Source organism: Shewanella sp. 30m-14 (assembly GCF_052977125.1).
Window position 1 is genome coordinate 93,202 of record NZ_JBRILW010000002.1, and the last position, 26,137, is coordinate 119,338.

A 26,137-nucleotide genomic window follows, 5' to 3' on the forward strand; every position below is an offset into this window, starting at 1 on the left:
ACGTAAACTAAAAGCGTTTAGCGCTGCGGCCGCCCAAAATAAATAGAAAAAAGATACTGCCCATCACCGAGGTTATGATCCCCACTGGCAGCTCTTGATAACTCAATAAGGTTCGCGCTAATACATCCACCCAAACCATAAATAATCCACCGACTAACGCTGTTAACAGCAATGGGAATCGCCCCGGAAACAGTAAACGCACGGTATGCGGTACCATGAGGCCAATAAAGCCAATGCCACCGCAATTAGCCACTAAAATAGCAGTGATTAGCGAACAGATAAGCAGCATAGATAAACGTAAGCGACCCACATTGATCCCTAAAGTATGAGCCGTTTCATCACCCGCCCGCATAGCGACAATTTGACGCTTATTCAACAAGATAACCAGCAATGAAATCAGCACGACTAAAGCTGGCAGCCACAAGCCTTGCCAGCTGGCTTTAGCAAAGCTGCCTAAGGTCCAAAACAGTACCGATGCAGCAGCTTGTGGACTGGAAAAGTACAACATCAAACTGGCGAGTGCGCCAAACATAAACGAGGTTGCCACGCCAGAAAGCAACATGCGCTCAACCTGGGTGCTTAGGTTACGGCCACATAAGCTCAATACCAGCAATACCGATAAGCTGGCACCGATAAATGCGCCAACCGGCAGACTGAGCCAAAGCATACTTTGGCTAAAGAGGGTTAACGCCACTACAGCGCCAAAAGAGGCACCCGATGAGATCCCAAATAGATAAGGATCTGCCAGCGGATTTCGCGTCACAGTTTGCAGCACACTGCCCGCTATCGACAGTCCAGCCCCAGCAATAAATGCTAATAAGACTCGCGGTAAACGTAGCTCCCAAATAATGCGTTCTTTTACGCCAACAGGATCGCCGATACTAAACAGCTTGTGGCTAAACACATTTAGCACATCTAAGGTACTAATACTGGCAGCACCAAAACTGGTGGCAGCAAATGGGGTGATTAGCGCCACCAAAGTGAGTATAAGCAGAACGAGATGCTCAGTTCGGCGACGACAATTAATGGCTAACGGCAGACTCGCGATTGAGGCCTTACTCACCTTAAACATCTGTACCTCTCGCTTTTATTTGAACGAAAGCTTCAGCTTGAACTGACGCCTTTATATCCGCGGCGGTTTTCTCACCACTTGCCGACACGCCCTCGTAACCATAGAAATAACAGATAAGCGGATTACCATGCTGAGGATGAGGCTTGATTTCACAGCACACATCAAACACTTCAGCGATGCGCTGCTCAGTGAGTACCATCTTAGGTGAACCATTGGCTATAGCACGGCCCTTATCAAGCAGGAGGAGTTCATCACAAAGTGCACTGGCAAGGTTAAGATCATGAATAGAGGTGATAACGGTGATATTGAGACTGCGCAGTAGCTCTAAGGTTTGGATCTGATAACGAATATCTAAGTGATTTGTCGGCTCATCGAGAATAAGTAGTTTAGGGCGCTGCACAATGGCGCGAGCAATCAAGGCACGCTGCTTTTCACCGCCCGATAAGCTCTCATAGGCTTGATTGGCTTTATCTTCAAGACCTACTTTTTCAAGTGCTTGTGCGATCACAACGCGATCGCTGCGGCTAGTAAAATCAAAGGCACTTTTATGAGGCGTTAAACCTAGGCCGATAAGTTGCGCAGTGGTCATCTCGAAATGATGGGGGGTGTCTTGCAGTACCACGGCGATTTGCTGGGCAAAAGCTTTAGCCGATAGCGCGCTAATATCTTGCCCAAACAAGTTAATACAACCCGTTGTTGGCTTAATGAAGCGATATAAGCAGCGCAGTAGACTGGATTTCCCTGCGCCGTTAGGCCCTATAATGCCCAGCATCTTACCTTCAGCTAAGCTAAAGTCGATTGCCGACAAAATGGCTTTACCATCCAGTTGCCAGCCTAAGTCGTTAACAGACAGCACTGTTTGGGTTTTAGCTTCAGCGTGAATCTGCTGCTTTAATTGCGAATTAGCCATTGCAGCCATTTACCCATTGTTTGAAAAAACGGGCATCGAATAAGCAAGCATCATATAAACAGGCCTTTAGCAAGCCTCGATCTAGATCTAGGTCTAACAACCAAGCATGGAACTTCATTTTATTGTCTCCCTCGAGTCGCCCGCACGAGTTTATGTGTATATGGATACACTTTTAATTACAACACGTACTGAGTCATACGTACTGAACAACATAAGCTAGGCAGGTATCTGACTTGGAAGCACAGCCCTATGGCTAACCTTCCCTACAGTTGCGGGTACAGTCCGGACTAAGCGGCGAATAACTGCCAGCCTCCGGTTCCCTTTATGCGATTAAGCACCTAGCTTTCATTTTGTTTGACTTATTATTAGCTTAGTCGCGCTGATACTAACGAGACTATCCCAGCGACAATCCCCGTGAGTATTAAGCACTAACCTTAATGCAGACAGTAGCACTCAAGTAAGATAACGCCGCAGTTTAGCATCATACCAGCAAGGCTGATATCACCTTTGTTTTATAAATAAAACCAAGATTGACGGGCTAAAGCCCGACCTACGATAAAAAGGTTCTAGGTTCTAGGCTCTAGGCTCTAGGTCCTAGGTCCTAGGTTCTAGGTCCTAGGTTCTAGGTCCTTCTTTAAACTTCTACCGCCAATTTAGGGTCATGAACTGCTTATTATCATTGTGCAGCACATCAATCACTACCGTGGCCGCGTAAGGCAATTTAAGCGAGGTGTAAAAACCCGCACACTGACTGACGTCCAGAGCTTTACTCATTAAATGACGTATTACGCCACCGTGAGTCACCACTAATACCGTCTTTCCTTGATGCAGCTCAAGCATCGCCTGCCAGGCTTTATCGATACGCGCCTCAAAATCTTGCATAGACTCGCCATGAGGCGGCGATAACAACCAAGGGTTTTTCCAGTAGTGATCAAGCGCTGAGCCACAAGTTTGATAAAGCGCGTCGAAGGTTTGTCCGTCCCAATCGCCGAAGTTCAGCTCTTTAAAACCTGCTTCAATAGAAAAGTCTAAATCATGCTCACGAGCCAATTGCTCTGCGATGTTGGCGCAGCGCTGAAGCGGTGAACTAATCACACTATTAACAGTAAAACCAACGGTAAAATCGACTGACAAATCGGTTAAGCATAAGGCGGAAAATGCCTTTTTCATCTGCAACTGACCAAGCTCAGTTAACGCAACATCAACTTGGCCGCGTAAAATATTGCCACCATCGCATTCGCCGTGCCGAAGTAAAATCACCTTAGTGGTTTGCATTATACCTGTTGACCTTCATTATTTATCAGCAACTTAGTTAAAATTCATTGGCTTTTAATGCTGAAAAAGTATCATGCTTTAGCACTTGCACTTTTTATCGCCTCTCACGTATTATGGACGTCTATACGTATAAATGTCCAAACAAAATAAAAGGTCACTAATAATAAACGACCTTAACTGAAAATAACGGACATGATTTACACCAGATCTAGGTAAGTTAAGTATTCAGAGACTTATTTTGCTTGGTATTACAAGAATAACGATTTGCGAACTGGTAGGAATTATCTATGGCAACCTGTACCCCAACACATGCCTTGAGCGCAGTAGCACATACTCAAGACTCTGCCGACAAGGTTTTAGCAGTACTTACCCAAAAGCTTCAAGACGGGATCCTTATCCTCGACGGCGCGATGGGCACCATGATCCAAGATCGCAAATTTGAAGAACATGACTTTCGTGGTGAACAGTTCAAAGACTGGCATTGTGATGTAAAGGGCAACAACGACATGTTGGTGCTCACCCAAGCCGATGCTATCAAGCAGATCCATAAAGACTACCTGTTAGCCGGCTCTGACATCATAGAGACCAACACCTTTAATGCCACCCGCATCGCCATGGCCGATTACGACATGCAGGAGCATTCAGCTGCGATCAACTTAGCGGGTGCACGCATTGCACGCGAAGCCGCCAATGAAGTTGAAGCAGAGACGGGTCGCCAATGTTACGTTGCAGGGGTACTTGGCCCAACGAACCGCACTTGCTCCATTAGTCCAGATGTTAATGATCCCGGCTTTCGTAACGTTAGCTTTGATGAGCTGGTTGAAGCCTACATCGAGTCAATCAACGCGCTAATTGCAGGCGGCTGCGACATCATCATGGTCGAAACCATTTTTGATACGCTAAATGCCAAAGCCGCATTATTTGCGATTGAAACGGTGTTTGATGAACAAGGATTCCGTCTACCGATTATGATCTCGGGGACGATTACCGACGCCTCAGGGCGTACCCTTACCGGACAAACTACCGAGGCTTTTTATAACTCACTGCGCCACGTTAAGCCTCTGTCTATCGGCCTTAACTGCGCCCTTGGACCAAAAGAGCTTCGACCATATGTAGAAGAGCTGTCAAAAATATCTGAATGCTTTGTGTCGGCGCACCCAAATGCTGGTCTACCCAATGAATTTGGTGGCTACGATGAAACTCCAGAGCAGATGGCGGAAATCATTGAAGAGTGGGCCGAAGAGGGCTTTTTAAATATCATTGGTGGCTGCTGTGGTACCACGCCTGATCATATCCGCGTTATTCGACAAGCCGTTATCAAGCACCCGGCCCGCGTACTGCCCGACATCCCAGTTGCATGTCGTCTATCAGGGCTTGAGCCACTGACCATTGATGCCAACTCGCTATTTTTGAACGTAGGTGAACGCACTAACGTAACCGGATCGGCTAAGTTTTTACGCCTGATCAAAACTGGCGAATATGAAGAAGCGCTGTCGGTTGCCCGTGAGCAAGTTGAAAGCGGCGCACAGATAATCGATATCAACATGGATGAAGGCATGCTTGATGGTGCCGAAACCATGCATAAATTCCTCAACCTTATCGCCTCTGAGCCTGATATCTCGCGCGTACCGATTATGATCGACTCCTCTAAGTGGGAAGTGATTGAAGCGGGCCTTAAATGCATTCAAGGTAAAGGCATCGTTAACTCTATCTCGCTTAAAGAGGGTGAAGAAAAATTCATCGAGCAAGCAACCTTAGTTAAACGCTACGGCGCTGCGGCAATTATCATGGCGTTCGATGAACAAGGCCAAGCCGACACCAAAGCGCGTAAAATCGAGATTTGTACTCGCGCCTATAACGTGCTGGTAGATAAAGTCGGTTTTCCGCCAGAAGACATTATCTTTGACCCCAACATCTTTGCCATTGCCACAGGTATTGAAGAGCACGATAACTATGCCGTTGATTTTATCGAAGCTACCCGTGAAATAAAACGCACCCTACCTCATGCGATGATCTCTGGCGGCGTGTCGAACGTATCGTTCTCGTTTCGTGGTAACAACCCGGTGCGTGAAGCGATTCATGCCGTATTTTTGTATCATGCAATTCAAGCAGGCATGGACATGGGTATCGTCAACGCCGGACAACTGGCGATTTATGATGATATCGACCCAGAGCTAAAGGAAAGGGTTGAGGCGATCGTGCAAAACCTCCCTTGCACAGCGGCAGATGCCAACGGTGAGCCAAGCAATAACACCGAGCTACTGCTTGAAGTCGCCGAGAAGTTCCGTGGTGACGGTAGCCAGGCTGCCAAGAAAGAAGACTTAGAGTGGCGCAGCAAGCCGGTAAATGAGCGTTTAGCCCATGCGCTGGTAAAAGGCATCACCGACTTTATCGATGCAGATACCGAAGAAGCACGCCAACAGGCAACCCGCCCACTCGATGTGATTGAAGGGCCGCTAATGGATGGGATGAACATTGTTGGCGACCTATTTGGTTCCGGTAAAATGTTCCTGCCACAAGTGGTTAAATCTGCGCGCGTAATGAAAAAAGCCGTTGCCTATTTAAACCCTTATATTGAGCTTGAAAAAGTCCCAGGCCAGTCTAACGGTAAAATTTTAATGGTTACCGTTAAGGGGGATGTGCACGATATAGGTAAGAACATCGTTGGTGTGGTACTGGCTTGTAACGGCTATGAAGTGATTGATTTAGGCGTGATGGTGCCGGTGGAGAAAATTATCGAAGTCGCCAAGGCTGAAAATGTCGATATTATCGGCATGTCAGGGCTTATCACGCCAAGCCTTGATGAGATGGTGCATAACGTTAAGAGTTTCCATAAGGCAGGCTTAACGATTCCGTCAATCATTGGCGGTGCGACTTGCTCAAAAATTCATACCGCAGTGAAAATAGCCCCGCACTCGCCAACCGGTGCTATTTATATTGCTGACGCCTCACGCGCCGTGCCTATGGTATCGAAGCTGATTAACAACCAAACGCGTCAAGCTACCATCGATGAAGCGTATCAAGAATACCAAGTGATGCGCGAAAAGCGTCTATCACAGGCTAAACGAAAGATTATTACCTCTATTGAGGTGGCGCGTGAAAACCGCTGCCAACACGACTGGGAAAACTACACTCCATTTGTACCTAACATACTGGGACGTCAAGTGTTTGATGATTATCCACTAGAAGACTTAGTAGAGCGTATCGACTGGACGCCATTTTTCCGCAGTTGGGAGCTACACGGTCACTTCCCACGTATTTTAGATGATGAAGTGGTGGGTGTTGAAGCGCGTAAATTATTCGCTGATGGTAAAGCCATGCTGGATAAAATAATCAGTGAAAAGTGGCTTACCGCCAAAGCGGTTATCGGCTTGTTCCCAGCCAACACAGTTAACCATGACGACATTGAGCTGTACTCTGCCGATGGGACGGATGAATCTCGCGAGCAACCAATCATCACCCTGCACCACCTGCGGATGCAGATTGAGCGCGTCGGTAACGACAACTTCTGCTTAGCTGATTTTGTTGCGCCAAAAGACTCTGGGGTTGCCGATTATATGGGGGGCTTTGCGGTAACAGCAGGCCATGGCATCGACGAGCATGTGGCGCGCTTTGAAGCCGACCATGATGACTACAGCGCCATTATGCTTAAATGCTTAGCAGACCGTTTAGCCGAGGCCTTTGCCGAGCGTATGCATGAGCGTGTACGTAAAGAGTTTTGGGGTTATGCCAGCGATGAAGTACTCGATAATGAAGCGCTTATTCGTGAAAAGTACAAAGGTATTCGCCCTGCACCAGGATACCCTGCTTGCCCTGACCACACAGAAAAAGGTCTGCTTTGGGATTTATTAAAGCCAGATGAAACCATTGGCCTTAACATCACTGAAAGTTATGCCATGTTCCCAACGGCTGCTGTTTCGGGTTGGTACTTTGCCCATCCTAAATCCCGCTACTTTGGCGTCACCAATATTGGCCGCGATCAGGTAGAAGATTACGCAGCACGTAAAGGTATGAGCATTGAAGAAACGGAAAGATGGTTAGCCCCTGTGCTTGACTATGACCCAGAGTAAGAGCCAGCCTTAAGCGGGAGAACAAACTTGGTAGCTCAGTGGCCATAGGCCTAAAGCAAACAGCCTTGAGCGGGAGAACAAACTTGTTTGTTCGGTGGCCGTAGGCCTAAAACAAAAAGCAAAAAGAGTCCCCAACACGCTTGTACCAAGCGTGCAGGGTCGAAGATAGAGTAAGATGGAATTCAAGTATTGTCCTACTGATAACCCTATCAGTGGGACTTTGCTATTACGTTTACTTACTTTCCTGAATATGAGTCATCAGGTATTTAGCATCTTTCCAAACACCGCCGAGTGTTGCAGAGCCGCGGGTATACAACCAAGGCAGCCCAATAAAATACAATCCATCAACGTCTTTACTCACGCCGCGATAATTACTCGGGTAGTTCATCTCATCAAAAGAGATATCTTCAATCCAAAAGAAATTGGGTTTAAAACCGGTAGCCCAAATAATGTTTTTGATACTGCTGATACTGCCTTTTTGAAACTTGATACTACTTGCATCAGCTGACAATGTTCTGCCCATATGAATCACATTTTCTTTTGCCAAAAGAGATTTCACATCAGTACCGATAACAGGCTGCCCGCCCTTACTCAGCCATTTACCTATTTTGCTAAAACGGTTAACCGATAAAAAGCCAATATGAGTAAACCACCACCATAGCGTTTTACCTAAAAATGACTGCGGAATAGCGGTGATTTTATCTGTACCAGAGAAGTGAACTTTGCGCCCGGTATCGGCAATTTCTGATAAAATTTGCACGCCAGAATCACCCGCTCCAACCACTAAACAGTCACCCTCTTGTAGCTGTGCAGGGCTTTTATAGTTTTCACTGTGTAATTGAGTAATATCTTCTGCGATATTGACATGGCAAGGCGGCGTGTAGGGAGTATGAAAAGGGCCCGTGGCGATAATGAGTTGTTTGGCTTGATAGCTAGCCGTATCACTGGTAATCTCAAAAATACCATCGACTTTCTTTACCGAAGTAATTCTTTGATTGAATTCAATAGGTATCGAAAACTTCTCGGCATAACTCTTTAAGTAATCTGCCACTTCATACTTATTGGGATAATACCCTTTAGGGAACGGAAATGGCATTCCCGGCAGATGGTTATATTCAGTCGGAGTAAACAACTTTAGAGAATCCCAGCGCTTTAACCAAGGCGCGCCAATGTGTTCATTGGCATCTAAAATTAAGTAATCTTGCTTATTTTGAGACAAGTTATAGGCCATAGACAGCCCAGACTGACCCGCGCCAATAATGATAAATTCTTTCATGGATACCAAATACTTCATGTCGTTATTATTATGCGCAGTATTCTAACAGAACATGACTCTTAAACCTGACTAATGCTGAAAGTGCTCAAATTCCTAACTGTAAAGATTGGCATATACTTAAGGTAACTCAGAATTAATCCCCCAGAGCACCACGGAACAATCTAAATTCAAATTATTGTTATTTACCGCCAATTTAGTGATTCAGATCACTGTCTCGCGGCCAAAAAGGTTTATTATTCGCCGTTCTCAGGAGGAATGTTCTTTCCTCCGCACTGCTTACCACAATTTATTTTAGGATACACACAATGAAGAAGCTTCTTCCTACATTGATCATGCTATTGATCCCTTCTGTTTCATGGGCACACCCAGGTCACGGTTCTGTTGGTTTATTCCATCACTTATCTGATGTTGCACCTCTTATCTTGCTAGCCGTTATCGTCGCTGGTGGCGCTATTTGGCTCCGTTCTAAACGCTAAATATTCACACTCTTTTATTCATTAGATTTTAAAAGCGCTCGCAGCCGATCCTTCACTGAATCGTTTGAGTTTTGTTGCTACTTTTAGTTTAGGTTTAGCCTAGATTTAGCTCAGATTCAGCGTAATTTCCGTTTAGGGCTTGCTCAAACGTTACTTAGACCCTGCCTAAATCTCATCAACTTCATATTGATTGAGCAGCCTAGTTTTGCGCGTTTTTCTGAAATCTTTATTTATTTTGCATACTAATTTTTAGATATGCGAACTGTCGGCTTGCTATTTGGCCTTCAATATTTGGATAAATTTGATTGATGAATATTCCTGAGAGCGTTTGCTTTAAACGCCCCGAGTCTCATTTGGGTTGGCGTGCTGAGCTAAGCCTTAAATATGGCTTCAAGCGAGAAAAAACTCGCCTTTTAGAACGTCATCAGCTCGGCCCTTTAACGGTACAAAAAACTTTCTTCCCTGAAGGTGCTGTTTGTCATACCTATCTATTACACCCTCCAGGTGGCGTGGTCGGTGGCGATCAGCTGAGTTTTAATATTGATGTTGGCTGTCACGCTCACGCCTTATTAACCACGCCTGGAGCAACTAAATTTTACCGCAGTAATGGCGAGCAAGCATGGCAAAGCCAAGAGTTAAGCGTCGAAAAAGGCGGCTTACTTGAATGGCTACCAATGGAAAACATTTTCTTTCCTGGGGCGAACTGTAAATTGCTGACACAAATTAAGCTGGCAGCGGATGCCCGGTTTATCGGTTGGGAAATCCAGTGTTTTGGTCGCCCAATGCTAACAGAGCACTTTGATCATGGCCAAGTATTAGGGCAAACCTTTATCCGTCGTAATGACCGGGTATTACTGGCAGAAACGGTACGACTGCAAACGCCAACTGACTTAGTTCAAGCTGCGGCTTTACGCGAGTTTGCTATGTCTGGAAGCCTGTATATCACTCCAGTGGAACCTGAACTAATCGCAAAGATTAACCAGGTGATTGACGAGCAACAGAGACGCTTTAAAACAGAAGTTTTGCTCGGTGCCAGTGAGATAGGCAGTGCGTCAGTAAGTAGTGCGATGTCCGTAGCCAGTGGCGCGGAAGATAGTTTGATGATCGTGCGAGCCTTAGGCCAACAAACCGAACCCATGATGGCAAGCTTTGTGCAAATTTGGCGCTGCGTTCGCGAGCACTGGTTTGGTGAGTACCCAGAAGTGCCAAGAATATGGTCAACCTAATGCAAAGTACACTGACTCAGTATCAATAACACCAACAAGATGGTCGCCATTGCCTCGATATAACAATCGATTTGAAAGAGAAAAAACCATGAAATTAACCCCAAGAGAAAAAGACAAACTGATGCTGTTTACTGCAGGCTTAGTCGCTGAGCGCCGATTAGCACGCGGCTTGAAACTGAATTACCCAGAAGCAATAGCCTTGATCAGCTGCGCCATTATGGAAGGTGCTAGAGACGGACGTACAGTAGCCGAATTGATGAATTACGCCCGCACTATTTTGACAGCCGAGCAGGTCATGGAAGGCGTACCAGAGATGGTGCATAACGTCCAGGTGGAATGCACCTTTCCTGATGGCACTAAGCTAGTTTCGGTACATGAACCGATTGTTTAAACACATTTTAAGCACTTCAGTCCATTAAGTACTTCGTCGATTAAGTTGTTAAAGGAACACCATGATCCCTGGTGAAATCATTGTAAATAAGGCGCTCGGTGATGTTGAGCTCAACCAAGGCTACGACAAACATACGTTAACCGTTGCCAACATGGGCGATAGACCGATTCAAGTCGGTTCCCATTATCACTTTTATGAAGTGAATGAATTTTTAAGCTTTGACAGAGAACAAACCTTAGGGTTTCGTCTCGATATTCCTGCCGGAATGGCGGTGAGATTTGAGCCAGGTCAAAGCCGCACAATCGCGCTAGTCGCATTTTCTGGTAAACGCATTATTCAGGGCTTCGATGGCCAAGTAATGGGGAAAATTAAGGAGTAAGTATGGCTACCATTTCAAGACAGGCTTATGCCGACATGTTTGGCCCAACCGTTGGCGATAAAGTGCGTTTAGCCGATACCGCTTTGTTATTAGAAGTCGAGCGAGATCTCACCACTTATGGTGAAGAGGTTAAGTTTGGTGGCGGCAAGGTGATCCGCGACGGCATGGGCCAAAGCCAAGCGTTAAGTAAAGATTGCGCCGATGCAGTGATCACCAATGCGCTGATTCTCGACCACTGGGGCATAATCAAAGCCGACATCGGCATTAAAAATGGTCGCATCAGCGGTATCGGCAAAGCCGGCAACCCTGACGTGCAGCCCAATGTTGATATTGTGATTGGCGCAGGCACCGAGGCCATTGCCGGTGAAGGTAAGATAATTACTGCTGGCGCAATTGATACCCATATTCATTTTATCTGCCCACAGCAAGCAGAAGAGGGGCTATCAGCCGGAACCACAACCTTTATAGGTGGTGGAACCGGGCCCGTTGCTGGCTCAACCGCAACCACTGTGACACCAGGCATCTGGAACATGCATCGTATGCTTGAAGCGGCCGATGAGTTGCCCATTAATGTCGGCTTTTTTGGCAAAGGAACCGTCAGTAATCCCGACGCGATTCGTGAACAAATCGCCAACGGCGCCATGGGACTCAAAATCCATGAAGACTGGGGTGCAACCCCTGCCGCAATCGATATTTGCATGACGGTTGCTGATGAGATGGATGTACAAGTTGCCATTCACTCAGATACCTTAAATGAAGGTGGCTTTTACGAAACCACGGCCAAAGCGATTGGCGACCGAGTGATTCACGTATTCCACACAGAGGGTGCAGGGGGCGGTCACGCACCCGATGTGATCAAGTCGGTGGGTCAAGCGAATATTATTCCCGCATCAACTAACCCAACTATGCCATACACCATTAATACCGTTGACGAGCATTTGGACATGTTGATGGTGTGTCACCATTTAGACCCAGCGATTGCCGAAGATGTGGCATTTGCCGAGTCGCGTATACGCCGTGAAACCATCGCCGCCGAAGATATTTTGCATGACTTAGGCGCTATCTCTGTAATGAGCTCTGATTCGCAAGCGATGGGCCGAGTTGCTGAAGTGGCGATGCGTACTTGGCAGTGCGCCCATAAGATGAAATTACAACGTGGCCCGCTAGAGGGAGACTCAGAAAGCTCAGACAACTTTCGATTAAAGCGCTATGTGGCCAAATACACCATTAACCCAGCCATTGCCCATGGAATAAGCCATGAAGTCGGCTCAATTGAAGTCGGTAAGCTGGCTGATATCGTGTTGTGGGATCCGGCATTTTTTGGGGTTAAACCCGCTTTAGTCTTAAAGGGTGGCCTCACGGTTTATGCGCCTATGGGCGATATCAATGGTGCAATACCAACGCCGCAACCAGTGCATTACCGCCCTATGTATGCCGCAACAGGTAAAGCAAAAGCGGCAACCTCGATGACCTTTTTACCAAAAGCCGCAATCGATGCAGGCATTCCAGAAAAACTTAAATTAACTCACTTAATTGGCGAGGTAAAAGGCTGCCGTGATATTCGTAAGAAAGACATGATCCATAACAACTACACCCCAGAGATAGAGCTTGATTCGCAAACCTACGTGGTAAAGGCCGATGGCATGCCCTTAGTGTGTGAACCGCTAGCTGAGCTACCAATGGCGCAGCGTTATTTCTTATTTTAGTTCCCTATTCTAACCTCGCTGATAGAGCAATAAACTTGCTCTATTTTGCTTAAAAAAGGACAAAAATGATTAAGTTAACAAAAATATTAACCGCTGCGTCGCAGATCGATGCCACGGTTTGTTTGACCATGGTCGAACGCACTAAAAGTCGTTTACGTATCACCCTTGACGATGGCCGTGATGCGGGCTTGGTATTGCCACGCGGCCATGTTTTGCATGCTGGCGATATACTCGCAACCGATGACGGTTTTGTGGTTGAAGTGATTGCAGCCAAAGAGCAAGTCTCGACTGCAAGCTGTGATGATTCGACCTTGTTTGCTAAAGGATGTTATCACTTAGGTAATCGCCATGTGCCTTTGCAAGTCGAGGCTGGCTGGTGCCGTTATCAACATGATCATGTACTCGATGAGATGCTAATCGGCTTAGGCTTGAAGGTCACCGTTGAGCAGCAAGCATTTCAACCGGAACCTGGCGCTTACGGTGGTACCACTGGTGGTCATTCACATGGTGATGCCTACGACGATAGCTTAGAAAAAATGGGGCAAGAGCATAGCCATTCACATCCGCATGAGCATTAGTTGATGTACAGCACTCACAGCATGTTGCCTGAGCTACGCCTCTATCAGCTTATTAGCCCGTCACTTCCCGTAGGCGGCTTTACCTATTCTCAAGGACTTGAGTGGGCAATTGAAAAAGGCTGGGTAACTACGCCACAAGCACTGGAAGATTGGCTTAAAAGCCAAATGCTAGCAAGTCTAACCAGCCTTGAATTGCCTATTTTAGTACGTATTCAAGGCTATCTGGCCGCTGACGATTATGTGCAGGCGCAAGCTTGGTGTAACTACCTTGCGGTGAGCCGCGAAACCAAAGAGTTACGCCTAGAGGAACATCAACGGGGCATCGCCTTTGTGCAGTTACTGCCAACGTTAGGAATAGCACTGACCCCAGAGTTAACCACCATGGTGAAAACCACCCAACTTGCGGCTTTTGCGTTAGGGATAAATCAATGGCAGATCCCGCTAGATAAAGCACTTGGCGGCTACCTGTGGAGCTGGCTTGAAAATGCAGTGGTGGTCGGCATCAAGTTAGTGCCACTCGGCCAAAGTGCTGGGCAGCAACTCCTGATGTCGTTAGCTGAGAGCATTCCTGCTGCGGTAGAAAAAGCACTGACCATGGCTGACGAAGACATTGGTAGCTTTACGCCAGCGCAGGTCATGGCCAGTTGTCGTCATGAACATCAATATACGCGGCTATTTCGCTCTTAGCTGGCCAGTTTTAATCGAAAAACCAAACTGAATACAGCTTGCCACCATGCGAGCTGATATCACTTAAGGCTCTATCACTTAAAGGCTGTCATCTTGAAGCAATAGCTAATCAAATCAAGCATTAAGTTCACCTTAACCAAAATTAGGAATAAAAATGACCGAATTAGATTATAAGCAACCACTACGAATTGGCGTAGGTGGACCCGTTGGCTCTGGAAAAACGGCACTACTAGAAGTGTTATGCAAAGCGCTGCGTGATAAGTACCAGATTGCCGTTGTCACGAATGATATTTACACCCAAGAAGACGCCAAGATCTTAACCCGCTCAGAGGCATTAGCTGCTGACCGCATTATCGGTGTTGAAACGGGCGGTTGCCCACATACCGCCATTCGTGAAGATGCCTCAATGAACTTAGCTGCGGTTGAAGAGTTGGCCAAGCGCCATAAGAACTTAGATGTGGTGTTTGTTGAAAGTGGCGGCGATAACCTAAGCGCGACCTTTAGCCCAGAGCTTGCCGATCTCACCATTTACGTGATTGACGTTGCTGAAGGCGAGAAGATCCCGCGTAAGGGTGGCCCCGGTATCACCCGCTCCGATCTATTAATCATCAACAAAATCGACCTGGCACCGTATGTAGGTGCGTCACTGGTAGTGATGGACCAAGACACTAAGCGCATGCGCCCTGAAAAGCCCTACGTGTTTACCAATATGAAAATCGGTAAAGGCGTGCCTGAAATCATCAACTTTATCGAAACAGCCGGTATGTTGAATATCTAAATGGGCAATCTAGGTCATCGCTTGGCGTGATCCTTTTCTGCTTATTTAGTAGTTGAGTCATATAGCTGAGTTGTCATTTAGTCGACAGCATAGAAACTCAATCTGTTATGCCAGCCAAACTTGCTAGCGGCTGTGAATAGCACATTACCGCCAAATCAGCATCATGGTTTGGCAGAAAGAAGAGTAAAAATAAGGGTTGAAAATATCGACCTTTGCTTTTATAACCGGTGACTTAGCTGCGAAGAATCGATTGCTATCACCATCAAACTGACATTCAGTTAACTATATCAAAGAGGTAAAATACCAATATGAGTCACGACATCAAAAAAGTTTCAAGAAATACAGACAATGCACCTCAAAACTCTGTTTCGACTCAAACTGTCGCCTTTTCTCATTACAACAATATTTCTGCGCAATTGCCTGTCGACCCAACAACAGGTGGCATCGTTATTGGCAACGTAAAAGTTCAAGCAAAACAATGTCTCGCTAATATCAAAGCCATTGTCGAAAGTATCGGCCACGTGATGGACGATATGGTTAAAATCAATGTGTTTGTTAAAAATATCGAAGACATTGACGCTATCGATGAAGTGTATGCCACATTCTTCCCAAATTCTGTTCCTACACGTACGGTAGTTGCCGTTGCAGCACTGCCGATGAGCGATGCATTAGTACAGATGGATGCCCTGATTTCAAATGGTGAAGGCACTGCACCACAAGCTCCATGTGCACTAGTTAAAGTATCAAGAAACACTAAAAACGCACCGTTAACAGCAATATCGACGCAGACAGTCGCTTTTTCTCATTACAACAACCTTTCGGCTCAATTACCTATCGTTCCTGCTACCGGAAAACTGATTGTAGGCGGTGTAAAAGAGCAAGCTCAGCAATGCTTAAATAACATTAAGGCGATTTTAGCAAGTATCGACCACGTGATGGCCGATATCGTTAAAACAACCATATTCGTTAAAGATATCGCCGATGCCGCAGCGGTAAATGAAGTCTGTAACACGTTTTTCAAAGGCTATGTGCCAACGCGTACGATTGTAAATGCCGCAGCTTTACCTATGGGAGCATTAGTGCAAATCGATACCGCTGTATCACACGGCGACGGCACACCGCCGCAGCCTCCAGAAGATAGCCAGTTTATCGTTATTGAAGCAAGCAACAGCGACAATGCTCCGCATGCGCCATACTCACACACAGTGGCATTCTCGCATTACAACCACGTTTCAGGTCAATTGCCTATAGAACCGAAAACGGGCGAGTTGGTTGCTGACAATATCACTGCGCAAACCAAGCAATGCCTAAACAACATTAAGGCCATTGTTGAAAGCGTTGGTCACGTGATGGATGATGTGGTGAAAATCAATATCCAAGTTAAAAACATCACCGATATTGATGCCGTAAACCAAGTTTATACGACGTTCTTTAACGGCGAGCTTCCAGCAAGAACCGTCGTTGGCGTGTCAGCTATTCCTATGGATGCATTAGTGCAAATCGATGCTGTGGTATCTAATTGCGAAGGCACTCCACCACAAGCTTAGTAAGTATTTATTAAGCGAGTAAGTAGAGGCAATCATAAAGCCCCTATTCCTACAGCTATATACGTAGAAGCTGTGAATAGGGGCTTTTTTATAGAGGAGATGTCAATTTACTGATATTTAAGACCCTTCCCCCTGAGTTAGAGTGACTTAGCTTGTCCACATATCAAAGCTATCTTGTCTTTCCGACAGCAGAACTTATTGGGTTAATACTTTGCTCATTCACAATCTCGTTATTTTGGCGTGACCAATATTAGTCGCGTTCAACTAAAAGACTAAGCTGTACCTAAGGCCATGAATATACTATGAAATATTACTCATACAAGGCTTTACCCTTGTCGAGGATTTATCATGGGTTAATGATAACGCCTTATACTGATTAATATTCATGGCCACTTGACTCAATAACCCCTCAGCTCCTTTTGCCGCTTCGCTCTCATAAACCAAAGGCACCATAGTTAAATCATGGGACATAGCCTGCGCATCGATAAACTGTAACTGGGACCAAAAAAAGTTTGAGATCAGATGAAACAGGCAACTCCCCACACCTAGGTGACGCCACTCAGGTATCACATAGGCATATAATAAGTAACAACAGCCACCAACTTGCCGGTCATGACAGGTATTATCGTCTGAATACCAAGAGTCGAGTAAGCCAACATTAAAGGTCACAAAAGCCACTGGCGTGCGCTTTTCCTCTTCAGTGAAAGCGACCAACCGATAGTGTCTTTTATGTCGACTTTCCGATAGGTGGCTTACCGGGCTTAGCGTTTGAAAAATCTGCTGGATAGCGGCATTATCGTCTGCACTTTTACTGCAAAAATATTGCTGCAAAGCAGAGGTATTTTCATGAAGTGAATCGTCATAAACACTGACACAAGGTATAACAGATGACTCATCTAGCTCCACAGAAGGTGGAGCCTGAAGGCGTAAATCTTTTTCAGCTAATGTTTGAATAAAGCCATTGTGTAGTTGAAAACGGCTAAAATCATCAAGCAGGTGAAGTAAGGGAAATAGCTCCGCCTTACTTTTATGAAGTGCCATATACAGCTCCGTTCAACAAACTCATTTCCAGTATGTTATCCGTACAAATAAAATAGTATCGACATCAATACAGACCACATTTTGAATTAACTATAGGTACAAATTATTTCCCTGTAAAACCCCCTTAAAGCAGGTTAGCTGCGGGCTCCGCTGTGAAATAACATCAAGCCATTGTAAATAAAGACAAGCAGTGCCCCTGACACCATGTTCCCTGTTATGAAATAAAACCGTTTCAATCGAATCCAGTTATTCAGGTTGAGGATTTTTCGAGGTGAAGGAGTGGATATTGAGAGAGTGTATCTGTTTATGAAGCCATACCCTATCCACTGAGCAGCTAAGCCTCTGTGGTAAGCAAGCTATTTTACCTAAGCCTGCAATTTTTATATTCGCAACGTGGCAATCTAGCCTAGTGACACAACAAAATTAATCGCCTTAAATCTTGGGATACTTCCTGCAGCTTTTTCCAAGCCGTATACACTTATATCTATGGATAATAAAGTGAAAATGGGGAAAGTACGTGAGTCGAGTAACCAAGTTCAAGCGCAAAGGACGACTATGCTGGCTTTACCTATTTTTGTCGGTAATGCTGTTATCTATGCCTTCAAGCGCCCAAACCCTACCTGACGCCACTTTTTTAAAAAATGAAATCACTCGCCTTAATAGTGAATCCCCAAAAAGTGAAGCCTTAATTAACCAATATGAGACCTTACTCTCCCGGGTTAATGGCTACAAAAAACAGAAAGCCGAACGCGACAAATATCGAAATATTGTCAGCCAGTTTCCGGTGCAGCGAGAGCGGTTACTAAAAAAAATAACCGACGTAGAGCAGCTAGAGATCTTTAATTTTCGACAACAAAATAAGTACAGCGATCTTTCTCAATCTATCGCAACACTAGAGGCTGCTGTGACTGAGTGGCGCTCAAGCTATCAATCCAATAGTGATCAAAGTAAACAGCTGGTTAATGCAAGAACGGCTCTGCCCCAATCTCTTGCGCAAACAGATCGAGAAATCGAACAAGCCTCTATTATTAAAAGCGATACAGGCAGTCAGTTAGATCAGTGGCTTGAGTCAACCCATTTGGCCATGCTCAAACTTCAACGACAAGTAACTTCCGCTCAGTTACAAAGTTTAGACGAACGCACTGAATTGCTGCGTTTAGAACAACAATTGTTGGACCAAAAAATTCAAACAGCCTCGCCAATACTGATTAAATTACAAGATAAATTGACGCGAGTTGAACAAGCTTCAGTTAAAACACTGATTGAAAAAGCAAGACAGGTTAGCGAGGAGTCAGCCCTAGGCGATGCACAAGATCAACAACAGATAGAGCAACTCAAAAAATATACTTTGGAATTAGAACAGGTATTAGCAGAAATAGATAAAGCTCGGATCGCTTATCAAAAAATAGAGTCGGAACAGAGCAGTTTAACCGATGAACAGCGCTTGATAAAAACGAACCTAGCCTGGTTGCGTGACAGCACCGCTTTTGGCGCTTCCATTCGAGCACAGTTGCAACGCCTGCCTTCCAAAGTGGACACTCGATATATCCCAGACGGTATTGCCAAAGCCCACATTCGCAAATACGAAATAGGTCAGATAAGAGATAATGCACTAGAAAGTACTACTGCCGCAGATAAAGCGAGCGATAAAGCCCCTGATAAGTTAGCCGCGCTATTAGATCAATTATTAGCTCAATTGACAAAGGACTATGAAAAACTTATTTCTGCATTGAGCCAATTAAAATTAGTCAAAGACCAATATGCGCAAACTGTTGAAAAGGCTCGCAGCTTTTTAAAAGAACAGCAGTTATGGACGCGCAGCAACGTACCAATCTGGCAGCACCTTACCGATTTTAAAGAAGAGATTTGGTTTGGAACCAATAAATCATTTAAAGACATGTTCGATAAAGTGACACAAAGGCAGTCGATAATATTGGCTACAGTGTTTGCTTTATACACCAGCCTTCTTATCTATATGACTGCACGACTCAATCGATACGCAGCACGACGTAAAGATGAGCTCCATAAGGTCTTTGGTCACCCATTAAAAGACCGTTTTCACTTTACTTTTTCGTTGTTTGCATTAGCAATCCTGCGTGCGCTTATTTTACCTATTTGGTATGTGATAACGACTTGGTTAGTCTATTGGCTTTGGCCTGTACCAACTTCGAATGAGCTCAGTACACTCATTTTCGCCAGTGCATCAGGCCTGTTTGTCGTCGAACTCATTAACGCCCTAAGTTATAAGCAGGGCGTATTAGCTTTACACCTAAATTGGCCTGAAAATATTTGTGACTACCTGCACCGAGGAACGCAACGCATTCGCTGGCCATTTATCATTTTATTGCTGTGTATTTTTGCTGCAGAGCTTATATCTGGTATCCATGAAGCAGAAATATCACGAGTACTGTTCCTATTACTGATGGGCGTCATGATGACGGTGTTTATTTCACTGTTGAAGGAAAACCATTTGCCCTCCACGTTACCCGCGCCTCTCAATCGAGGATTTTCTCTCTATCTATTTCGTTTTGTGATTATCGGCTCGTTTATCACCATTATCGTTATGGCGGTCATGGGGCTCTATATTGCGTCATGGATTTTACTTATCTATCAGCAACTCACTATTTACGTGGTGTTAGCAGTGCTGTTCACCTACCAAATGGGAGAGCGCTGGTTAAAGCTAGAGCATAGGCAACTTAACTACCAACGATTGCTGGCCCGACGCGAAGAGCTGATTGCCCAGCAGCAAGAACAAGAGCAAACAGATGAAATACCCGAAATTGCCGAGCTAAGAGAAACGATTCCTGATGTGGAAGAACGCAGTTTAGCGAGTGAGCAGATAAGTGATCAATCATTAACCTTATTACGTGGTTTTTCCTTGATAGGCTTAATTGTTGCGGTGTTAACCCTGTGGTCAAGTGCATTGGAGATGACCAGCTGGTTAGATAGCATCGTGGTATGGCAGGTAAACGAGATCACGGAAACCGGTGTGAAGCTAGTGGATGTGACTCTGCAATCATTGCTTTATGCAATGGTGACATTAATCGTAACCTTTGTTGGAGTACGAAACTTACCGGGAATTTTAGAGCTCTTGGTCCTACGCCGTCTTGATTTGGCTCCAGGTGCAGGCTATGCCGTAACAACCCTGCTGCGCTATGTGATCTTGATGGGAGGCTTAATGGCCGCATTTTCCATCTTGGGCTTTCAATGGTCTAAGTTGCAATGGCTGGTCGCCGCATTCGGCGTTGGCTTAGGCTTTGGATTACAAGAAATTTTCGCTAACTTCATTTCCGGTTTGATTCTCTTGTTTGAACGGCCAATACGTATTGGCGATATTGTCACTATTAATGATTTATCGGGAACAGTCAGTAAAATTCAGACCCGTGCAACCACCATTATTGATTGGGATAACAAAGAAATCGTGGTGCCAAATAAGACCTTTATTACAGAAAAGCTAATTAACTGGTCATTGACGAGCCCCATCACCAGAATCGTCATTCCTATTGGAGTCGCTTACGGCTCTGATATCGATCAAGTGGAGACCTTGCTGTACCAAATTGCAGATGAGCACCCATTAGTGTTACCCGAACCACAACCTTCCGTGGTGTTCAGAACATTTGGGGCAAGTAGTCTTGATTTTGAATTGAGAGTGCATATCACTGCGATTGAATTACGCCTATCAACGGTTCATATCATCAACAAAAACATCGACCGCTTGTTCCGAGAGCACGAGATTGAAATTGCCTTCCCGCAAATGGATGTGCATGTGCGTGATTTTCCACCTAAACCCCAAGACACGTAACCTTCTATTTCAATTCGACATTTTATGCCATGCCTCACTCTATGCAGAACAGCAACATTTTTGTTAACTGGATCGCTAAAATGTCGAAAAACTACCTCTTTACTCAGTATCATGGTGCTATAGTGATTGCAGTTCTAAAATAAACCAGTTCAGTCTTTCAAGGAGCATCTATGTTAAATGAAAATCATGCGCTTATTTTCGACTTTCCAGAGTTTAAACAAGACATTGTTTACTTGAACTATACCGACCAAGAGTTTGAAAAATTATCAAAACAATATCACCTCTTAGACTATGACATTCGTCAGCTTGAAATTGCCGGTAGTCCTACCGATGACGAACATATGCATCAACTTAAATTGACCCGCGCTAACTTAAAAGACAGCTTATTTCAAAAACTCAAAGCACACCACGGCTAAAGCTGTCATGGAGTCGCTATTAGTAACTAAGATAGCCGCAGCTATATAGTAACCTAGCTATCCGTAGCAAAGTTATCCGTAGCAAATCATGATATGCCGCTTAGTGCATGCAATTAGAGCCAGTCGAAAGGAGAAATACTCTTACCTTTTGGCTGGGTTTACTTTCGCAAAATAGGCTACTCCGTAGCCCACTTTTAGCATTAAATGAAGATCACTTTGCAGTTATTTGTTATTGAGATCTTTCGCAACTGGGTAATTGAATGCTAATATTTAGCATTAACCCTTCGTATAATCTCAATGATATGGTTTGAGAGTTTCTACCAAGAGCCCTAAACTCTTGATTATGAAGACTTTACTTTATGTAATACCAATCTAATTAAGTTTTTGTTTATGCTTGCTATGCAATGTTTGAACCTTTACTTATCCAGATCGGTATAACCAATCAATAAAGGAGAGCTTCATGAATTATCTACAGCTACCCAAAATCGATCTTCATTGCCACCTAGACGGTAGCGTTCGCCCGCAAACAGTTATCGACCTTGCCCAAATTCAGGGTGTTGAAATACCAAGCTATAATGTTGATGACATTAAAGCGTTAATGGTGGCGCCAGAATCTTGCCCAAACCTCGATGAATATCTCACTCGCTTTGCACTTCCGTTATCGGTTATGCAAACAGAAGCAGCGCTTGAGCGCATTTCATTTGAGCTATTTGAAGATGCCGCTCTAGAAAACGTGAAGTACCTAGAGGTACGTTTTGGTCCACAGCTTCACCGTAAGCAAGGCCTTAACTTTGAGCAGATCATTGCCAGTGTCGTTAAAGGTATGCGCAGAGCCGAAGCCCAATACGACATTAAGGGTAACTACATCCTATCGATTATTAAGGTACTACCAAAAGATGACATCAATGATGTGATCGACGCCGGTGCTAAGTTCCTCAATAATGGGGTGGTGGCGTTTGATTTAGCGGCGAGTGAAGAGCCAGGTTTTTGCCACGAGTATATTCCCTACGCTAAGTATGCCCTTGAAAGCGGCTACCGCATTACCATTCACGCGGGTGAGCAAGGTGTTGGTCAAAATGTGTATGACGCCATTGCGCTACTAGGCGCTGAACGTATCGGACACGGCATTCATATCAATAGTCATAAACAGGCCTACGATTTAGTGCGTTCAGAGGCTGTAGCACTAGAAACTTGCCCTAGCAGCAACGTACAAACTAAGGCGGTAGAGAGCTTAGAAAGCCACCCATTGGGTGAGTTTTATCGCGATGGTTTATTAGTCACCATTAACACTGATAACCGTACCGTGTCAGACACCACCATGACCAAAGAGCTACAGCTGGCGGTAGAGAAGTTTAACCTAACTGAAGCAGACTATTTTGCCATCTATAAGATGAGTGTCGACAATGCGTTTGCATCAGACGAAGTGAAACAGTCTCTATTGAAGTTTATTGGCTAATACTAGTTATAAACTCTCAAGCATAATCCAGACAGTAATGTACAAAAAGCCTATCAATTGAATTGATAGGCTTTTTTCGTTTATAGCTAAAATTAAAACTGAAAATTAAAAAACATCGTACAGCACGGCTCTAAAGTTAGCAGGGCTCAAGGTATAAGTAATAATCTCATCGACTACACCATCACCATCTCTATCTCGTGACTCTGATAATTTATTACCATAAGTATTATAAGTATTATAAGTATTACGATAAACACGATTAGGGCTGCCATCGTTATCCCTATCATACTCATCGGTTAGCTGATTGCCATCAGTATCGAAAGTGCTACTATAACGGTAATCAATCATGCCATCACCATCATCATCTCCATCATGGGTTAAGCGATTAGCTTTATCATCATAAGTAGAATAATAAAACTCAATATTCACTCCTACCTCTTCAAAACTCGCTCACCACGGCGCAAAACTAGCGCTTTTATTTTAATTTTGTGAACTAGGCACCTAGGTTTCGGCGCACACTTGTACGCATAATGAGGTATGAGCCAGGTATCAGCAGTATTGACTATTGGAGTTTGCAATGCAGAACATAGATTGCCCACAGTGCAGCCATAAAATCGACCTTAATTCAGTGTCTTGCCCACAATGTCATGCCGCACAAGGGTTAGAATCCTTTGCTGGAGTCGACCCTGATATGCGCATCAAAAACCAGAAGCTCGCGATATGGTTTAGCTTCCTACTCGGTGGGCTGGGGCTACATAAGTTCTATTTAGGTCAGCACCTAAAGGGCAGTCTGTACCTAGCCTTTAGCTGGACACTGGTACCTATGGTCGTTGGCTGGGTGGATGCCATACGCACCTTGAAGATGACGCCATTTAATTTTGAGCAGCGTTACTGCAAACGAGTGTCACAGGGATTTTAACCAAGGTTGATTAAAAAGAGATTCTTAATTGAACAGATAGAGAAAAGACAGCTAAGGCTGTCTTTTCTTATATATAGTCATTGAAGATTAGAACTTGCGGGCTCTATGATCCCTGAGTGATGGGGTATGACACATACCACACGACTCCATGCTCATCGCACTTTCTAGTGGCATATTGATAACTGCATTACCAAAGTCCACCATATGCTCAGCAACCGTGCCATCCTTCATCTTGCTATCAAAGTCATGACAAGACCCACAAGTCGCCGCCCAAGGTGAACTGTACAAGTTCTTTTCGGTGGCTAACGGCGTCTTTTGCTCGAATGAGGCAAGGTTAAACTGACTGTGGCATTGACTACAATCAGATACGATTGGCTGAGATTGATGGGTGCGATGTAACTTCATCTCTATGGCACCTTGGTTTGCACCATTGGCCCAAGTGCCATGAGTCGAGTGACAGGCTGCACAATCCCCCAGTTGCATATTGTCGTTCAGCGTGAAACCTGCTGCACTACTCGACTCAACAAAGCTGTTATGGATTTGGAAGTTATCCGAGTGACAAGCTGCACAACGACTATTATCAATTGAATCATTATGGCGCGACGTCAGTGCTACCCCTTCAATAGCCACAGTCGCTGCCGCGGAGTCGATAGCAATGTAGCTGTCATGTTGACCACAACTAACAAATTCCCCCTTTGCGCTACACAAACGTATACCGGCAATAACTAAAGCGGTGTCATGGGCGAATGGCTCTGAGAGCAGCTTAAACTGAGTGGCAATACTGCCATCTTGAGTAAGGTAATCAGCAATTTTCTTATCACCACTCCCACGAACTGACAGCTTAGCTTTAGCGCCATAATTGAGCTGCGTTGCTTGTGGATTAACATTGCCAATAATTTCAACAAAGTCTAATGAGTCAATATAGTCATTAGCACTAACCTTATTACCCTGCCAATCGAATAATTGCAGATTGACGCTAACCATGCCATCAGCGGCTGCAGTGAGTGTTAATTCAGAGCTGAGTGAATCGGCGGCTTGGTTATCTAGGCGTAAATCAGCAACATGATTTTGCTCTATATCACTTTTAGAATGACAAGCACCGCAGCTGGCATTGTCTATTTGACTCGCTAAATGAGCTACATATTTAATCTCGTTATTGTCGTCGTAGCCTGCATTATGACAAGCTGAGCAAGTCTCTTTAGTTGGCACCAGACTCCAATTGCCCCACTCGCTGAGTTCGCTAGAAGCGACATGGCAAGTTTCACAATTATTTTGCAGTAGCTTCTCGGCAGTTTGCCCCGTGTACTCATTGCCTTTGCTGTCGCTAAAGGCACGAGTATTATCATGGATTGCATGCACTAAATGCTGAAAGCTTGCACGCTTACCCTGCATATTGGTTTCACTATGACAGCTGACACAGGTTTCCAATTCAAAGTATTGATCATGGCGACGTGCGATAGGTTCAGCGGGATTATGACATTGCTCACAACTTGCTTGAGCAACAATGCTTTTAGTGTAAAACGCATCTGCGCCATCGCCGCTGAAATCGAGGCTGACTTCTTGATGTGGGGCTAATGTTTTACGGCCATTAAATGGACCTTCTCGTGAAATGATATTAAAACGCTGCGTCAGCCCTGTATCGACCTCAACAGCAGCTCGGGTGAAGGTATAAGTGCCATCACCATTATTAATGTAGTTTTCAAAACTACCATTGCTTGCCCACCGAGCGGAGTTCCCACTGCCGGTAAACCCTTGTGGATATAGCAGATAGTGGTTCAGCGACAGGCCTTGTAACCCCGCAACAAACTCATCACTCTCGTTGGTTGCTAACACGGTCACTTGTGTTTCATCTTGACTAGTTGTGATGTCAGTAATGCTGAGCTGCAACTCGTTAATCTCTGTGGCAGGCTTGCCATCAGGTAACTCTCCACCTGAATTATCTGAGCTACCGTCACTGCCACCGCAAGCTGTTAGCCCAGTAAAAACAAGGCCGACCAGTAGGCTAAAATGCCAATTTTTATGGATATTTATCATTATTATTCACTGCAAAAAATAGCTGGACACTAAAATGAGTAAATGGACTTTGAGCTCGGCGCTCAATAGTAGAGCCAATGCTGAATTAGCACATAACT

Annotated in this window: 21 protein-coding genes and 2 riboswitches; of the genes, 14 read left to right on the top strand and 7 right to left on the bottom strand. The window is 44.9% G+C overall.

Going from position 1 to position 26,137, the window contains the following annotated elements; genetic code table 11:
• Positions 1 to 7: 7 nt before the first annotated feature.
• From ACVBIU_RS02205 to ACVBIU_RS02215, 3 genes are all read right to left on the bottom strand, one after another.
• The gene (locus ACVBIU_RS02205; protein ID WP_447162934.1) at positions 8 to 1,072 is read right to left on the bottom strand and encodes a FecCD family ABC transporter permease; all 1,065 of its coding nucleotides are present in this window, start codon (positions 1,070 to 1,072) and stop codon (positions 8 to 10) included.
• The gene (locus tag ACVBIU_RS02210) at positions 1,065 to 1,982 is read right to left on the bottom strand and encodes an ABC transporter ATP-binding protein (protein ID WP_447162935.1); all 918 of its coding nucleotides are present in this window, start codon (positions 1,980 to 1,982) and stop codon (positions 1,065 to 1,067) included. The genes ACVBIU_RS02205 and ACVBIU_RS02210 overlap by 8 nt, the downstream gene beginning before the upstream one ends.
• 202 nt (positions 1,983 to 2,184) lie before the next feature.
• Positions 2,185 to 2,339, bottom strand: a riboswitch (cobalamin riboswitch).
• A gap of 285 nt (positions 2,340 to 2,624) precedes the next feature.
• Entirely contained in the window at positions 2,625 to 3,257 is a 633-nt protein-coding gene (locus ACVBIU_RS02215) for a histidine phosphatase family protein (protein WP_447162936.1), read from the bottom strand.
• A gap of 287 nt (positions 3,258 to 3,544) precedes the next feature.
• Here ACVBIU_RS02215 and metH point away from each other — a divergent pair, with 287 nt between their 5' ends.
• Positions 3,545 to 7,327 carry a methionine synthase gene (gene metH, locus ACVBIU_RS02220; protein WP_447162937.1) on the top strand — a complete coding sequence of 1,261 codons (3,783 nt, stop codon included), beginning with the start codon at positions 3,545 to 3,547 and terminating at the stop codon, positions 7,325 to 7,327.
• Between the two features lie 232 nt (positions 7,328 to 7,559).
• Here the strand turns inward: metH and ACVBIU_RS02225 are convergent, their stop codons facing one another.
• Positions 7,560 to 8,603 (bottom strand): flavin-containing monooxygenase, encoded by a 1,044-nt coding sequence (locus tag ACVBIU_RS02225; protein WP_447162938.1) that lies wholly within the window; start codon positions 8,601 to 8,603, stop codon positions 7,560 to 7,562.
• 305 nt (positions 8,604 to 8,908) lie between these two features.
• Between ACVBIU_RS02225 and ACVBIU_RS02230 the strand changes: the two genes are divergently transcribed.
• The 9 genes from ACVBIU_RS02230 to ACVBIU_RS02270 all read left to right on the top strand — a co-directional run bounded on the left by ACVBIU_RS02230 (position 8,909) and on the right by ACVBIU_RS02270 (position 16,371).
• The gene (locus tag ACVBIU_RS02230) at positions 8,909 to 9,079 is read left to right on the top strand and encodes a hypothetical protein (protein ID WP_447162939.1); all 171 of its coding nucleotides are present in this window, start codon (positions 8,909 to 8,911) and stop codon (positions 9,077 to 9,079) included.
• Between the two features lie 308 nt (positions 9,080 to 9,387).
• Positions 9,388 to 10,305, top strand: a complete 918-nt coding sequence (locus ACVBIU_RS02235; protein WP_447162940.1) for an urease accessory protein UreD — start codon at positions 9,388 to 9,390, stop codon at positions 10,303 to 10,305.
• A gap of 88 nt (positions 10,306 to 10,393) precedes the next feature.
• Positions 10,394 to 10,696, top strand: coding sequence for an urease subunit gamma (gene ureA, locus ACVBIU_RS02240; RefSeq protein WP_447162941.1), 303 nt, complete (start codon positions 10,394 to 10,396; stop codon positions 10,694 to 10,696).
• A 61-nt stretch (positions 10,697 to 10,757) separates the two neighbouring features.
• Positions 10,758 to 11,075 carry an urease subunit beta gene (locus ACVBIU_RS02245; RefSeq protein ID WP_447162942.1) on the top strand — a complete coding sequence of 106 codons (318 nt, stop codon included), beginning with the start codon at positions 10,758 to 10,760 and terminating at the stop codon, positions 11,073 to 11,075.
• 2 nt (positions 11,076 to 11,077) lie between these two features.
• Entirely contained in the window at positions 11,078 to 12,781 is a 1,704-nt protein-coding gene (gene ureC / locus ACVBIU_RS02250; protein WP_447162943.1) for an urease subunit alpha, read from the top strand.
• A 65-nt stretch (positions 12,782 to 12,846) separates the two neighbouring features.
• Entirely contained in the window at positions 12,847 to 13,359 is a 513-nt protein-coding gene (gene ureE / locus ACVBIU_RS02255; protein WP_447162944.1) for an urease accessory protein UreE, read from the top strand.
• A gap of 3 nt (positions 13,360 to 13,362) precedes the next feature.
• A complete protein-coding gene (locus ACVBIU_RS02260; protein ID WP_447162945.1) occupies positions 13,363 to 14,046 on the top strand; it encodes an urease accessory protein UreF in 684 nt (227 codons plus the stop codon).
• A 154-nt stretch (positions 14,047 to 14,200) separates the two neighbouring features.
• Positions 14,201 to 14,824 carry an urease accessory protein UreG gene (gene ureG / locus ACVBIU_RS02265; protein WP_447162946.1) on the top strand — a complete coding sequence of 208 codons (624 nt, stop codon included), beginning with the start codon at positions 14,201 to 14,203 and terminating at the stop codon, positions 14,822 to 14,824.
• A 308-nt stretch (positions 14,825 to 15,132) separates the two neighbouring features.
• Entirely contained in the window at positions 15,133 to 16,371 is a 1,239-nt protein-coding gene (locus ACVBIU_RS02270) for a RidA family protein (RefSeq protein WP_447162947.1), read from the top strand.
• Between the two features lie 300 nt (positions 16,372 to 16,671).
• On the opposite strand, the gene ACVBIU_RS02275 is transcribed toward ACVBIU_RS02270, so the two are convergent.
• Positions 16,672 to 17,412, bottom strand: a complete 741-nt coding sequence (locus tag ACVBIU_RS02275) for a hypothetical protein (protein ID WP_447162948.1) — start codon at positions 17,410 to 17,412, stop codon at positions 16,672 to 16,674.
• 517 nt (positions 17,413 to 17,929) lie between these two features.
• Between ACVBIU_RS02275 and ACVBIU_RS02280 the strand changes: the two genes are divergently transcribed.
• From ACVBIU_RS02280 to add, 3 genes are all read left to right on the top strand, one after another.
• Positions 17,930 to 21,214: a mechanosensitive ion channel domain-containing protein gene (locus ACVBIU_RS02280; RefSeq protein WP_447162949.1), complete on the top strand. Its 3,285-nt coding sequence runs from the start codon at positions 17,930 to 17,932 to the stop codon at positions 21,212 to 21,214.
• Between the two features lie 170 nt (positions 21,215 to 21,384).
• Positions 21,385 to 21,630: a YdcH family protein gene (locus ACVBIU_RS02285; protein WP_447159499.1), complete on the top strand. Its 246-nt coding sequence runs from the start codon at positions 21,385 to 21,387 to the stop codon at positions 21,628 to 21,630.
• Between the two features lie 264 nt (positions 21,631 to 21,894).
• Positions 21,895 to 21,994, top strand: a riboswitch (purine riboswitch).
• Between the two features lie 96 nt (positions 21,995 to 22,090).
• Positions 22,091 to 23,086, top strand: a complete 996-nt coding sequence (gene add / locus ACVBIU_RS02290; RefSeq protein ID WP_447162950.1) for an adenosine deaminase — start codon at positions 22,091 to 22,093, stop codon at positions 23,084 to 23,086.
• Positions 23,087 to 23,191: 105 nt separating this feature from the next.
• Here the strand turns inward: add and ACVBIU_RS02295 are convergent, their stop codons facing one another.
• Positions 23,192 to 23,515 (bottom strand): hypothetical protein, encoded by a 324-nt coding sequence (locus ACVBIU_RS02295; protein ID WP_447162951.1) that lies wholly within the window; start codon positions 23,513 to 23,515, stop codon positions 23,192 to 23,194.
• Positions 23,516 to 23,663: 148 nt separating this feature from the next.
• Here ACVBIU_RS02295 and ACVBIU_RS02300 point away from each other — a divergent pair, with 148 nt between their 5' ends.
• Entirely contained in the window at positions 23,664 to 24,005 is a 342-nt protein-coding gene (locus ACVBIU_RS02300; protein ID WP_447162952.1) for an NINE protein, read from the top strand.
• A gap of 87 nt (positions 24,006 to 24,092) precedes the next feature.
• Here the strand turns inward: ACVBIU_RS02300 and ACVBIU_RS02305 are convergent, their stop codons facing one another.
• On the bottom strand, positions 24,093 to 26,039 hold the full coding sequence (locus ACVBIU_RS02305) for a multiheme c-type cytochrome (RefSeq protein ID WP_447162953.1): 1,947 nt from the start codon (positions 26,037 to 26,039) through the stop codon (positions 24,093 to 24,095).
• Between the last annotated feature and the right edge of the window lie 98 nt (positions 26,040 to 26,137).

Coding starts and splice junctions, on each gene's coding strand:
- ACVBIU_RS02235 (WP_447162940.1), top strand. CDS start 9,388: ATGAATATTCCTGAGAGCGTTTGCTTTAAACGCCCCGAGTCTCATTTG.
- ACVBIU_RS02305 (WP_447162953.1), bottom strand. CDS start 26,039: ATGATAAATATCCATAAAAATTGGCATTTTAGCCTACTGGTCGGCCTT.
- ACVBIU_RS02260 (WP_447162945.1), top strand. CDS start 13,363: ATGTACAGCACTCACAGCATGTTGCCTGAGCTACGCCTCTATCAGCTT.
- ACVBIU_RS02270 (WP_447162947.1), top strand. CDS start 15,133: ATGAGTCACGACATCAAAAAAGTTTCAAGAAATACAGACAATGCACCT.
- ureC (WP_447162943.1), top strand. CDS start 11,078: ATGGCTACCATTTCAAGACAGGCTTATGCCGACATGTTTGGCCCAACC.
- ACVBIU_RS02225 (WP_447162938.1), bottom strand. CDS start 8,603: ATGAAAGAATTTATCATTATTGGCGCGGGTCAGTCTGGGCTGTCTATG.
- ACVBIU_RS02205 (WP_447162934.1), bottom strand. CDS start 1,072: ATGTTTAAGGTGAGTAAGGCCTCAATCGCGAGTCTGCCGTTAGCCATT.
- ACVBIU_RS02245 (WP_447162942.1), top strand. CDS start 10,758: ATGATCCCTGGTGAAATCATTGTAAATAAGGCGCTCGGTGATGTTGAG.
- ACVBIU_RS02300 (WP_447162952.1), top strand. CDS start 23,664: ATGCAGAACATAGATTGCCCACAGTGCAGCCATAAAATCGACCTTAAT.
- ACVBIU_RS02230 (WP_447162939.1), top strand. CDS start 8,909: ATGAAGAAGCTTCTTCCTACATTGATCATGCTATTGATCCCTTCTGTT.
- ureG (WP_447162946.1), top strand. CDS start 14,201: ATGACCGAATTAGATTATAAGCAACCACTACGAATTGGCGTAGGTGGA.
- ureE (WP_447162944.1), top strand. CDS start 12,847: ATGATTAAGTTAACAAAAATATTAACCGCTGCGTCGCAGATCGATGCC.
- ureA (WP_447162941.1), top strand. CDS start 10,394: ATGAAATTAACCCCAAGAGAAAAAGACAAACTGATGCTGTTTACTGCA.
- ACVBIU_RS02215 (WP_447162936.1), bottom strand. CDS start 3,257: ATGCAAACCACTAAGGTGATTTTACTTCGGCACGGCGAATGCGATGGT.
- metH (WP_447162937.1), top strand. CDS start 3,545: ATGGCAACCTGTACCCCAACACATGCCTTGAGCGCAGTAGCACATACT.
- ACVBIU_RS02210 (WP_447162935.1), bottom strand. CDS start 1,982: ATGGCTAATTCGCAATTAAAGCAGCAGATTCACGCTGAAGCTAAAACC.
- ACVBIU_RS02275 (WP_447162948.1), bottom strand. CDS start 17,412: ATGGCACTTCATAAAAGTAAGGCGGAGCTATTTCCCTTACTTCACCTG.
- add (WP_447162950.1), top strand. CDS start 22,091: ATGAATTATCTACAGCTACCCAAAATCGATCTTCATTGCCACCTAGAC.
- ACVBIU_RS02285 (WP_447159499.1), top strand. CDS start 21,385: ATGTTAAATGAAAATCATGCGCTTATTTTCGACTTTCCAGAGTTTAAA.